This is a genomic window from Psychrobacter sp. ANT_H59, from assembly GCF_008369225.1.
GTDB lineage: Bacteria > Pseudomonadota > Gammaproteobacteria > Pseudomonadales > Moraxellaceae > Psychrobacter > Psychrobacter cryohalolentis.
This window is the reverse complement of the sequence record NZ_VOBE01000010.1, coordinates 1-12,638: the sequence shown is the minus strand read 5'-3', so window position 1 is coordinate 12,638 and position 12,638 is coordinate 1. Positions and strand designations below refer to the sequence as shown.

The window sequence follows — 12,638 nt, the reverse complement described above, 5'->3', positions numbered from 1 at the left end:
ATCTACAGTCGTATTTTAATCATTGAGCGTAGCCTATAACGTCTGTTTACTGTCTTTCTTCCCATTCTAAAATACAAAGTATAGGTCCAAAATATAGTCTTAGATTTAGCTCTTGAGTCGTTTTTTCTTTTTAGAATTTAAACCAAAAATATATTTTTTACTTTTAAATACTTTTAAAAACTTTTAGACAGCTTGAAGGCCTTGATAGTAAAGGGCCTTACAGTCTATAAAGCTACAATCAGCTAGGTTAAAGCTACAATTAGCTAGGTTAAAAGCTACAATTAGCTAGGTTAAAAGCTACAATTAGCAGGTAATATGCTACAATTAGAAAATAATGAGCATTAAGGCATAGCTATGAGCAATCAAGTTGATCTATATGAAAAGAAGTATCCTGCAAACTGGGTTGTTATGCAAAATCGTATTTTACAAGCATTTTATGAAATGACGCTTGATGAAAAACGGCTACTACTGCTTGCTAGTTCAGTAGTACGTTTGAAAGATGCTACTGAAAGAGACACTATAGAAATAACCGCAAAAGCATTTGCAGAGGCTTGCAATATTCAGGTGGATTCTGCTTATACGCAATTAAAAGATGCTAGTGAGAAGATGATGCGGCGGTTCTTTAGTTATAGAAACGAACGCGGTAGCCGTGTCAATGTTCAGTGGGTTATCAGATCAATATATGAAGATGGCTATGTATCTTTGTGTTTTACAGATGAAGTATTACTGATGTTAAAAGTTTTTGATGAAAATAACCCATTCACCAAATATAAAAAAGAAGATGTTCTTAAGCTAAAGGGTGAGTATTCAATAGATATGTATCACTTAGCCAAAAAATATGAGGGTATGACATCATGGACAATGTCGCTTGAAGAAATTAGAGAGGAGCTGACACTTTCTAAATCTTATGAGCGTATTAACAACCTAAAAACTCGAGTTATCAATCCAAGCGTTGAAGAAATAACGAAAAAAACTGACATTAAAATAACTTATGAGAACATCAAACGTGGACGTACCGTCACGGGTTTGACATTCACGGTTAAAGCTAAGCCTACTAAGAACAAAAATCTTAAAGAGCTAAATCAGAATAATGAGAATAGAGATATACCATCCTTAACCGTCAAACAGATTGACCGTTTTGCTCCTCTGTTGGCCAGCTATGCCCCATTTGGTAGCTATGCGCCTTCAGGAAAAAGTACCCAAGAAGTGATCAGCTGGTTACATACCCAATTAAGAGATGAAGCTTTTTTAAAGACTCACAAAAAGCATTTGCTGGCGGTAGGCTATACCTATCCTAAGCAGAAAAAATAGAATAGAAGAAAGTGAGTAATATACTTTGCCTATACAATTGGCTTATATCAAGCGTACCTACGTAAACGATAAGTGATGCAATGACAACAACTAATTATAATATCCGGCTCGAGCAAGAACTCAAAGATAGTGCTTTTTCCGTGTTTGAAAGTTATGGTTTAACGCCCTCGCAAACGATCAAATTATTTCTCACACAAGTGGCGCAGACAAAAACAGTGCCGCTGTCTTTTGAGTATCAAGCGACATCTGGCATAAATATGCTAGCTGATGGGATCAAGAATGAGAACCGTCAAAATTTACACAGTGTTAATGGTAGATGATTGAATTTGGGTGGGATAAAAAAATCATCAATCAGCAAAAGTATCGATTATCATTTGACGTGGCAGTGCGTGTGTTTCTTGATCCTTTATGTCTGCGTTAACAAGATCGGCATGAAAATGGCGAGGATCGGTGGTAAGCACTAGGTGAAGTAAACGGCACAGCTGTACTATTGGTTGCTCATACACAAAGAGAGATAAACGGTGGTGGAGTCATAAAAATCATTTCTGCAAAGCGTGCCACCAAAGCTGAAAGAAGGTTTTATGAACAATGTTTGATATCACTTAGATGAACTGCAGCTGTTGACAGCAAACAGCAAAAGGATTTACAACATCTGGCCACACTGCCGGACGACAATATAGATTTGTCGGATATCCCAGAAGTCACCCATTGGTCAGATGCTATCCGTAGCAGCATCGAGCCACAAGCGCCCTCTACTGAAGCAAGCGTCATCGATCCAAGCATCATTGCTAAATTTAAAGACAGGGACCAACAAACAGGCGGTAACTACTAAGACGTGATTAATGACGCACTAGAAGAATATCTGCTTGATCATTAATACTATCATCAGACCAGATACCTTGAGGTTTTTTTGTATCTTGTATTGTAGTATGTTGTATATAGTATTATACTACATACATATTATACAAATACTATCTGATCCTACAAAATTAAGGATGACCATCATGGCGATTACGATGCAGCAAATTCATGCCACCGCTAACCAACTACAAGAACAAGGTATCAAGCCGACATTGGCTGAGGTGCGTAAAGCGCTAGGTGGTGGCTCATTCACTACCATCAGTGAGGCCATGAAGTCCTGGCGACAGGATCACCACGAGGAGGAGCAGTTAAGACAGGTGGACTTGCCCAGTAGTATCACTGAGCGCTTGCATACGCTTGGTGCGGATGTGTGGCAGACGGCTATTGATATGGCCAATGATCGGCTGGTGAAAGAGCGTGAGGCGCAAGAGGTCATTAAGGTGAAGGCCCAAGCTGAGACGGACGAGGCGCAAGAGGCGGTGAAGACGTTGGAAGGTGAGCAGTCTGATTTATTAGAGCAGCTGGACGAGGTAATGGCGACTGCAGAGACGGCAGCTATAAAAGCGAATCAGGCCACAGCTGAACGTGACAATCTTAAACAGACGCTAAGTGATACTCAGCACCAGCTAGAGCTTGAACGCATTAAAGCAGATACTACGCAGGCGCAGCTTATTGAGGCACACGCGGCGCTTGATAAGCAGTCTGCAAAGCTGAGCACCAGTGTATCAACAGTGGCTAAGATTGAGGCCACAGCTGAGAGTGATAAAGCAGAGATCGCACGTTTGAATACAGAGCTTGAAGCAGTCAGGGTTGAGCTAAAAACGGTCACCACTGAGCGCAATGAGATAACGACCGTCACAGCAGAGGTGAAAGGAGAGCTAAAGGCGATAACCGCTGAACGTGATAAGTTGTCAGGACTGTATGATCAGCTGACTCAAACACAAGCTAAGCTTGGAGCCGAGCATAGAGTATTGAGAAAGCAGTATGACGAGCTATCAACCAATTACCTATCAGAGCAGGGACGAGTGACCGCGTTACAAACTGAGCTTAAGAAGGCGCAAAGCGAGCTGGCTGTCGCTCAGAATAAGAATAACGATTCGGGTACTGATTAAATAAAAGTGTTCGAGGTTTTGGAGTAATCAAGGTTTCAAGCTAAAGGATTGTTGCACAGAGTTTGGGATGGGCTCAACCAAAGAGATAGATCCTGCTCTATTCACACTAAGCTTATGAATCAACCATTACAATATCGACTCACTGAATAAGTGAATGTTGTATAATATATATTCTAAATTTTTCTCTAGACTCTTATAGTATATAGCCTAGTGGGCTATATACTACTTAAATTAGCCTAAGTACATTTATGCTGATTTTGGAGCCTTGAGCAGATTTCAAGGAACACTCACCCTAAAGCAATCATGAGTATTTTGTCATACTCATGATTGCTTTAGTGCATCCCTTGGATTTGATGTGATCAGTCATGCCGACTTCATCGCCCATCGCATCATCAAGACCGTATCACTGTATCAAGCTACGGTTGTTAAGATTACGGCTGATAGCACCGCCTAGACACGCTCTTAACCGCTACTGTGCTGTCATACGCTAGCAAGGGCCTAAACCCAATATACCGCTACGATATGCACGAGTAACCACTCATTGCGTTGCTCTGATCCTTTGTCTAGTCACCCCTGTAGGGAGCTCACCCTTATGTCAAACGCAGTCGTCACCGAGGCCTGCCACCCATTTGACGGGTAACAATTACAGAGAGAGCAGCACGAGGAGGTAACAAGCGAATAAGCGGTTTTTAAAATGTATAGTGAATAAGGTTGATATGAAAGCATATTTTGGATAAAATGCACCTACACGGGCATTTAATGCTGTTCAAATAACGCACTGCACATGCTTATTTGTTCGTTACAGCGTGTTGACGCACTCTGTAACCGTTAGCTACATTTAAAACTAAATGCCTCTGGGAGTCAACTCCCAGAGGCATTTTTTTGTTTAGTCCTTTGATATGATTCTGGTAAAATCTTTAAGTACTGTCATAATCAATTGGGTCAAGTACTTCAGATCGCTTTGGGAGTGCCATAGTCTCTCAAAAAGAACTATCTGAACCGCCTCAGGTATTTTACGTTTGTGTTCAACGACTAAGCTGATGGCTTCTAATTTGAATTCTCAGGTATATTGATTGCGTTTGTTGGTCACACTATGTTCCTTCTTTAGGTTAGTATAACCTCTTAGTAGCTGTCCAATTTTATTATGCCACTACACCTAAGGTTGTAAGGTGAAGCTCATACTACTAGTCTGCAGTTACTAGCGCTGGCGCATCGTTAATACCATACTTGGCGATTGATCTTCATCGCATTCAGTAGGCACAGCTCGGCTTGCCACTCCCATGCGCTTTGAGCTAAGCCACGTCTTCATGAGCGTCGTTTCGTAATACTACCAGTCCAAGCATTTCACGGTTTTGGGCCAAAAATATATTAACAGAGCGCCAGCATTATCTTGCGGGATATTAAAAGTTCTTGCTGGTAATTCTTGTCATAAGTATCTATTTCCGAATGATCAAATTGTGAAAAGTTAAATACGCCCTGATGTTAAGCATAAAAAAACCCAGCAATGATAGTAAGATCACTACTGGGTTGGAGAAAAGCAATAAATATGTCGTGCTGACTTCTCAGGTCTTATTTATCATTCATAGCAAGGTAGATATTACGATCTGATGCGGATGCGTCATCCACATATTTTGAATCACGCCATGTCGTATAAGCATAGACACCACTGTATGGACTGATGCTGTTCTGACGGAAATCAGAAATCCAATCTTTACCATCAAAGATTTGAATATGACCATGTGGGCGCTTTGATGAGCGATCATAGACAATAACATCACCTACTTGGGTTGGCATATCATTGCTGATTTTGCTAAAACCTGCTTTATCAAGCGTGCCACGAGTGGCGTACTGATAGGCTGAAGGATTTGGAGTGAACTCATAACCTGCTGATTGTAGTGCTTTACGTACGTAACGGGCACAGTATCCAGAGCTGCTAGATAGAGCCACTCGTGAAGCGCGAGCAGCAGCGATAGCGGGTGCTGAATTGCTATCAGGAATAGTATTGACTTGCTGCTGTTGTTTTTCAGTATATAAACGACTGTTTAGTGATGAAAGCTGATTATCTTTTTGCTGAGCGCGCGCGCTTAAACTGTTAATAGCTTGACTGATTTCGTCGTTATTTGAAACATAAGCACCACTTTTGGCGCTATAGATGTTTTTTGATGAACCGTAGTTCGATGCCACAGAGGTATTAGTGATAGTATTATTTGTTTGAAAGGTTGTTATAGCCGCACCACTCGTTTGTGCTAGGCCCATGCCCAATACTGACAAAATTAATAAAGCCTGTTTCATAAATTTACTACCTAGGGTTAATACAAAATGGTCTGTCATCAATAACAGAGCAGTTAATTAAATTTCAACAACTTAAGCATATATACATCGTAGTGATCATTACTTGTGCTGCGAATTCATTATCTAAAGTGCGATCAGGAGCGCTGGCAACCTTGCTAAAGTATTACAAATTCAATAAAAATCAGGTGGTTAGCCAAAACACAGAGCCGACTTTAGCATAGGGTATAAAACATGTCACCACTAATAAAAATCTCAAAAACACTCTTTTATTACGGATGAAATGACCAAAAACTCCTATTTTACAATGTAAGTTTGTGTATCTTTCAAAAGATATAGCTGACCAATTTGACATGTTTTTTATTATTTTATGAGCAAAAAAAACGTCTGATTGTTAAATCCAAATTATGGATTTAACAATCAGACGTTTTTTTATTAGGTGAAGCAATTATGCTACATAGAGTTTAACCAGTTACTATGATTATATAATAATTTATAGTGTAAATATAAATCTTAATTCCCTACTAACTTATGTAATATCACGTAATTGTTGCGATACATCGTGTGTTCCCTTGTATTAATTTCTTAGTAGCTAGCTACTTTAAAGGTAAACAGTCGATAAAGCAGGTTACATTGTCATCAAAAGTTACAAATTCAAAGTTATTTTTAGCTTTTAAAGTTCCAGTCTCTGATAAAAATGTTAGGTTTAGGAATAAAAAACCCTTGTTCTAACATAGATATTAATTTCACAAATGGAATGTATCTTGTTAGAACTGCATTTATATTTATTTGTTCATGCATTTTGATACTTATTTCTAATAAGCCGCTTGCTTACCCCAATCATAAATACCGCGCTTATAAGCATAAATCAGCATAATTAAACCAGCGATAATCATCGGTGCGCTTAATAACTGTCCTTTGGTCATCCAGCCTAATAGGATAAATCCTTGGTCAGCATCGGGCTGGCGGAAGAATTCAATAATAAAGCGGCTGATGCCGTAGCCCAATAAAAATACAGCAGAGGCGGCCATACGTGGGCGCGGCTTCGATGAATACCACCATAAGAAGATAAATAATAGTAAACCTTCGGCAAAGGCTTCGTATAGCTGTGATGGATGACGAGGCAGCACATATTGACCATTAATCTCAATCATCAATTCTTGCAATTGTGGATTGCTCTGTAATTGCTGGCTGTCAAAGGCAGCGGCTTGCGGGAAATAGGTTAGCCAGTTATAGCCACCGTCTGATACGCGTCCCCATAACTCACCATTGATGTAGTTACCAATACGACCAAACAGTAAACCAGTTGGCACACAAGGAACGATAAAGTCGAATACTTGGAAGGTGGTTTTTTTGTATTTACGAGCAAAGAACCACATGCCCAGCATGACGCCGATAAAGCCGCCGTGGAAAGACATTCCGCCTTCCCAGACTTTTAATATATAGGCAGGGTTTTTCATGAGCTCGCCGAACTGGTAAAACAGTACATAACCAATCCGACCGCCTAAAATAACGCCAAGCGCCCCGTAAAAGACCAAATCAGACACCATATCGGTGGTCCAATTGTCACGTTTGGTACTGCGATACCATGCTAGACCGTAAGCTGCAGCAAATGCTAGCAGATACATGAGGCCATACCAGTGCACTTCTACTGGACCCAAGGAAAGCGCTACGGGATCATATTGAGGATGAATCATCATAAAGGCATCATAATTATTAGTAATAGAATGTATAAAATAGGGTTTATAAGTGAATAGACTTATATAAGAATTTTTTGTCCAGCAATTAAAAAATTACAACTATCGCAAGTCAGAATCTCATCTTATGGATAGAGAGACCTTCCAAGTAAACCCGCCTTCGATCTAATCAGAGCGTTTCGTAGATAGTATGCAGGTATTTACTACCTGGCAATCAACAACTTTACAGCAACCTCAAAAAGACCCTCATCTTTGATAGTAATACTAACTTTGCCATTATGGGCATTGGCGATAGCTTGCACAATAGATAAGCCTAAGCCTGTTCCTGAATGTATCGTATTCGTTTTATCATGACGATAGAATCGCTCAAACAGTTTATCGGCTTCAATCTGATCTAATGGTTTGTCTAAACGATTGGTCATAGTTATTCTTAACCAGAGCTGCTCTGGGGATTGAATATCGTCTTTTGGCACATTAAGCGAGGTGCTTGAAGTGAGGACAGTAGCGGATATCATGATAGTGCTGTCACTAGCCGCATAATAAATCGCATTTGACATCAGGTTGGCAAACAGCCGTTGCAATAAGCCTTTATCACCTAGTACTGTTTTAAAATCACCCGATTTTTCAAAGGTTATCTCACGATCCTCGGCAATCATCTCATAATAATCTATAAGCTTTGTGATCAAGCTTTCTATATCGACATGACTAATTTGCGAATCGCTCAGCTCTTTTTGAGTTTTTGCCAGTAGCAACATATCGTTAATCATGGCAGATAACTGCTTTAAAGTATCATGCTGATGATGCAATTGCTCAATGTATTCGTCGCTTTCTCTTGGCTTAGTTAACATGACTTGCGTTTGCGTACTCAGCGTCGCTATGGGCGTACGTAGCTCATGGGCGATATTGTCTGAAAATCGTGATAATGATTCAAAGTTACTTTCAAGCTTGACCATCATCGAGTTATAAGACTCCGTTAGCGGACGTAATTCTAACGGCATATCGCCAACCACAATTCTTTCATCTAACCTTTGAAGATTTATGCCTTTCATCTTTTGTACGATAGTGGCTAGAGGAGCAAAACCCCAGTGCACACTTAGTGCTGCTACTGAAACCAACAATAAGGTGATGGCGATAAGTATCAAACTCAGCTGGCGATTAAACTGGATAAGATATTGATGATGAACATCGATAGGTAGAGCAATAAACGCCAAAACTTCCTGATGTGTAATGATAATGGCTCGGTAATGTCTATTACTTATTTTGATCATAAACTGCTGATCGCGATGGTCCTGCCGTAGTTGTAACAAGCTAAAATCGGTCGGTAAATCATGGATGAAATTACTTGGATCGCTGGATAATAATTTGCCGTTTTTATCTGATATTAGCGTTTTTAAATCGTAATCTAGCCAAGAAGAATGTAGGTGATTGTCATCAATGAGTGATTGGGACTTTGAAGCTGTTAATGGCTCTACTTCTTCGCCCAAGGCAACCATACGTTTGCGCAAATTAAACGCGGCATGAGTAATGATCTCTGAGTCCATTTGCTCAAAGTGCTCGTTAACAGAGCGCTGAACCCATATATAAATAATGACTTGAGAGATAACAACAAATATTGTCAACAAAAAAACAGTGCGCCATAACAGTGACCAACGCCGATTCTTAGATTTATGTCTCATTTTATATCAGACTGTCTTTGTTAATACTATCGTCGCCCATGCTACTATCCACGTCGACAGCCAGTGGCTCTAACTTGTAGCCCATCCCGCGTACCGTATGAATGAGCTTTATATCAAATCTATCATCAATTTTTATCCGTAAGCGCCTTATAGCTACGTCAATGACATTCGTATCACTCTCAAAGTTTATATCCCATACTTGCGAGGCAATCACAGTGCGCGGCAGTACCTCACCTTGACGTTCTAAGAAAAGCTGTAATAAAGCAAACTCTTTCGCAGTCAGTTTAATGAGGGTGTCACCTCTATATACAGTGCGTTTGGAAATATCCATTTTCAGGTCAGCTATGTGTATGACGGCGCTTTTATAATCAGATTGATTGGCACGGCGCAATAAGCTTTTTATTCTGACAATCAGTTCAGCAAAAGCAAAAGGCTTAGTCAAATAATCGTCACCACCAATTTCAATACCTTTAATCCGATCGCTTAAATCATCTTTAGCCGTTAAAAATAAAACAGGCGTATGCTTTCCAGCAGCTCGGTAGCGCTGTATCAACTCAAAGCCACTGACGTCAGGTAGCATCACATCCATCAAAACCACACTGAATTCTTCAGTCATTAACGCATGATAACCATCTAGGCCTGTCATGTGATGATCCACAATAAAGCCGGCTTCCGTTAAGCCCTTTTTTATATACTCTCCAAGTTTTTGCTCATCTTCTACCAATAGCACTTTCATCGTCGCTTACCTTTATATCATTATAGTTGTTGACAGCTTATCACCAGCGTTATCAGCTTCTCATCCGTAAATTCCTCAAAAGCCCTTGTTATAACAGCGCTCTCTGGATAAAAGCAGGTGCTGGTTTTTGATTTTAATGACAAGAAGATGACAACGTTATGTTATTTCTAACAAACATGTAATATCCGTGTCATCTAGCTGTCAGCCTGCATTTAGTATTCTAAATCAACGCCGCATAGAGGCTTGTCTCTGATACAGACCGCTTCTATGAGTTCAGCGATTATCTTACTTACATAGTTTATTATTTGTCTTAAAAGGGTTTTATATGAAAAATTATAGTTCATTAAAAAAAGCAGCTTTACTGTCAGTATCGATGTTAGTCGGCATGTCAGCGGCCAATGCGCATACTACAAACTTAGATGCTTCTGTTCTTGGTAATTGTGATGCGCTCACGAGTTTTGCAAAGAACGCAGATCATAATGATGCACAGATTTCTAGCGCGCAAACGAAAGGTTATGTCGATGCGAGAGTCGCTTGCCAGGTTCAGCACAAAGATCAACATTTGCAATCTGAAAAATATTTTGTGAAAAAATATAATAGCGAGAAGTAATACTAAAAGATTACTTGTGATATTGAAATCCAAATATGTGAAGATGACGACATTGTCATCTGAACGTCATCTACCAGTCAGAATGAATAAGGTATCATTTAGACTGGTTTAACAGTTATTGAATCTAATAGCCTTTAATCCAACCAATAGGAATTAATTATGTTGCAATTTAAATCACTGTCTAAATCAATCGCCATTACTGCCATCGCTCTTGTTGTATCAACCTCAGCTCTAGCGCATGACCCTAAAATGCATGCTGAAAAAGATCAAATGAACTGTGAAAAAATGCAAAAGCATATGCAAATGATGGGAAAAATGGATCATAGCAAGATGGACATGAATGACCCTGCTATGAAAGCCATGATGGCCAATATGAGCAAAATGAAGCAAATGTACCAAAAACATTGTGTGACTACTGACAGTAAATCTTAAAAATTTTCAGCTCTGTTAACTCACAGCTCCTCTCTAATAGCAGAGAGAAATTAACGGAAATAAGTTTTTAGGAAAATATATGAAGTTTTTATTGGGTGTGCTCTTTACTTTATTTGTGGCAATCGTTGGGATGTTTGCGGTTGTCAGCAGCGGTATTGTCAACGTGGGTGCAGACCAAGAGCATAGCCCAATGATGTATAGCTTTTTAGAAACTGCGCGCAATCGTTCTATACAAACTGCCAGTAAAGATATTAAAGTACCAGACTTAGAGCAGGTTGACATGATCAGCTCTGGTGGCGCGGACTATAAGGATATGTGTGCAGGCTGTCACTTGTCTCCGGGAGTGGCACAAACTGACTTTAGCGAAAGCTTATATCCGAAGCCGCCCAACTTTACCAAGGCTGATATCGTTAAACGTTATCAAACTGAGGATGGTGCCAAGCAAAGCTTTTGGGCAATCAAACACGGCATTATGGCATCGGGAATGCCTGCATGGGGCGCGTCCCATGATGACGATAGAATGTGGGCGATGGTCGCTTTTATCAGATCGTTACCTGAATTAGATGAAAGCCAATACACGATACTGACCACTCGGATAGATGGCGATATAATGGACATGTCATTTGAAGGTGATATGAATATGTCTGACAGTGGTGGTATGGATATGGATATGTCGAGTGATGGTGGTATGGATATGTCGGGCGATGGATCTGGAATGCAGCATTAACCCGTTCTGAATATGAAAGCACCCTAACAGGTGTCCTTATTAACAATATCAACAATGCAGTGCTGAACGGTGCTGCATTTAATGTTTATAGCTAAGGACATCAGACTTCAAATATAGGATGCAAATTTTTAGAATATCGAGCATAACAATAGATATTTAGGGGTGATTTTATGAGACGTTACACACACGGGTTTTCTAATGGACATCACTGGTTATCCGGTCGTGTCCTTTTATTGATGGTGACATCTTCTCTGTCGTTAACACTAGCCGCTTGCAGCCAATCTAATACCAGTGGCTCTGACTCACAGTCTGTACAGTCTGAGCCTGCTGCCATCCAGAACGTAAAAAACAATAAATCAGCTCCGGCAAATGCTCCCGTTAACAGCTCATCATCATTACTCAAAAATGTCTCAGCAACCGTTTATAAAGATGCCAACTGTGGCTGCTGTAAAGAGTGGGTAGGCTACGCAAAAGACAATGGATTAAGCGCAACCACGCATGATGTTGCAGATTTATCCGTATTTAAAGATCGTTACGGCGTACCCCAACAGATGCGCTCTTGTCATACTACAGTGACGACCGATGGTTACGTCTTTGAAGGCCATGTTCCTGCTAAGCACATGGCACAATTCTTAGAAAACCCACCCGTAGGAGCCATTGGACTTGCCGTACCTAGTATGCCAGTTGGCAGTCCAGGTATGGAGTATCAGGGTAAATTCATGCCTTATAAGGTAATGCAGCTTAATAAAGACGGCACCACAGAAGTCTATGCCGCTATTGAGTCTCCTGAGCAGCAACTGTAATTGAAATATCTGTTAAAGATAAAAAAATATAAGCTTAACCACCATCTCTCAAATTAAATTAGGTCATCATTATGAATAAACAGAACATACTGAACCGCCGACGTTTTTTAACTGGATCCTCTGTTGTCCTTGGCGCCTCAATGCTACCGACGATTGCCAGTAGTGCATTAAGTAAAGATCAGCAAAACGCTGTTATTAATAGCGATCAAAACACCCATAAAGTACCTGTATTAACCGGCAATGAGTTTGATTTATATGTCAGTAAACAGTCCGCTATTGTCAACGGTAAAAAGAGCATGGCAACGCTCATCAATAATTCACTGCCAGCACCGACGTTAAAGATGCGTGAAGGCGATACGGTGGTGATACGTGTTCATAATCAGA

13 protein-coding genes are annotated in these 12,638 nt (G+C 40.2%); 9 read left to right on the top strand and 4 right to left on the bottom strand.

Going from position 1 to position 12,638, the window contains the following annotated elements; genetic code table 11:
- The first annotated feature begins 354 nt into the window (after positions 1–354).
- From FQ083_RS12415 to FQ083_RS12400, 4 genes are all read left to right on the top strand, one after another.
- Positions 355–1,311 carry a replication initiation protein gene (locus FQ083_RS12415; RefSeq protein WP_149410069.1) on the top strand — a complete coding sequence of 319 codons (957 nt, stop codon included), beginning with the start codon at positions 355–357 and terminating at the stop codon, positions 1,309–1,311.
- Between the two features lie 80 nt (positions 1,312–1,391).
- A complete protein-coding gene (locus tag FQ083_RS12410; RefSeq protein WP_149410068.1) occupies positions 1,392–1,631 on the top strand; it encodes a type II toxin-antitoxin system RelB/DinJ family antitoxin in 240 nt (79 codons plus the stop codon).
- A gap of 362 nt (positions 1,632–1,993) precedes the next feature.
- Positions 1,994–2,143: a hypothetical protein gene (locus tag FQ083_RS12700; RefSeq protein ID WP_188004116.1), complete on the top strand. Its 150-nt coding sequence runs from the start codon at positions 1,994–1,996 to the stop codon at positions 2,141–2,143.
- Positions 2,144–2,315: 172 nt separating this feature from the next.
- Entirely contained in the window at positions 2,316–3,284 is a 969-nt protein-coding gene (locus tag FQ083_RS12400) for a DNA-binding protein (RefSeq protein WP_188004115.1), read from the top strand.
- Positions 3,285–4,853: 1,569 nt separating this feature from the next.
- Here the strand turns inward: FQ083_RS12400 and FQ083_RS12395 are convergent.
- The 4 genes from FQ083_RS12395 to FQ083_RS12380 form a co-directional block, all read right to left on the bottom strand.
- Positions 4,854–5,576 carry a CHAP domain-containing protein gene (locus FQ083_RS12395; RefSeq protein ID WP_149410066.1) on the bottom strand — a complete coding sequence of 241 codons (723 nt, stop codon included), beginning with the start codon at positions 5,574–5,576 and terminating at the stop codon, positions 4,854–4,856.
- 812 nt (positions 5,577–6,388) lie between these two features.
- Complete coding sequence (lgt, locus tag FQ083_RS12390) at positions 6,389–7,273, bottom strand: prolipoprotein diacylglyceryl transferase (RefSeq protein ID WP_149410065.1); 885 nt, start codon at positions 7,271–7,273, stop codon at positions 6,389–6,391.
- Positions 7,274–7,473: 200 nt separating this feature from the next.
- Positions 7,474–8,946 carry an ATP-binding protein gene (locus FQ083_RS12385; protein ID WP_149410064.1) on the bottom strand — a complete coding sequence of 491 codons (1,473 nt, stop codon included), beginning with the start codon at positions 8,944–8,946 and terminating at the stop codon, positions 7,474–7,476.
- Position 8,947: 1 nt separating this feature from the next.
- Positions 8,948–9,682, bottom strand: a complete 735-nt coding sequence (locus tag FQ083_RS12380; RefSeq protein WP_149410063.1) for a heavy metal response regulator transcription factor — start codon at positions 9,680–9,682, stop codon at positions 8,948–8,950.
- A 325-nt stretch (positions 9,683–10,007) separates the two neighbouring features.
- Here FQ083_RS12380 and FQ083_RS12375 point away from each other — a divergent pair, with 325 nt between their 5' ends.
- From FQ083_RS12375 to FQ083_RS12355, 5 genes are all read left to right on the top strand, one after another.
- Positions 10,008–10,292, top strand: coding sequence for a hypothetical protein (locus tag FQ083_RS12375; RefSeq protein ID WP_149410062.1), 285 nt, complete (start codon positions 10,008–10,010; stop codon positions 10,290–10,292).
- A gap of 159 nt (positions 10,293–10,451) precedes the next feature.
- Complete coding sequence (locus tag FQ083_RS12370) at positions 10,452–10,724, top strand: hypothetical protein (RefSeq protein WP_149410061.1); 273 nt, start codon at positions 10,452–10,454, stop codon at positions 10,722–10,724.
- A 79-nt stretch (positions 10,725–10,803) separates the two neighbouring features.
- Positions 10,804–11,451 (top strand): c-type cytochrome, encoded by a 648-nt coding sequence (locus FQ083_RS12365; protein ID WP_149410060.1) that lies wholly within the window; start codon positions 10,804–10,806, stop codon positions 11,449–11,451.
- 170 nt (positions 11,452–11,621) lie between these two features.
- Positions 11,622–12,254: a DUF411 domain-containing protein gene (locus FQ083_RS12360; protein WP_149410059.1), complete on the top strand. Its 633-nt coding sequence runs from the start codon at positions 11,622–11,624 to the stop codon at positions 12,252–12,254.
- A gap of 71 nt (positions 12,255–12,325) precedes the next feature.
- Positions 12,326–12,638 (top strand): multicopper oxidase domain-containing protein (locus tag FQ083_RS12355; protein WP_149410058.1); only part of this gene is annotated, 313 nt, incomplete at its 3' end.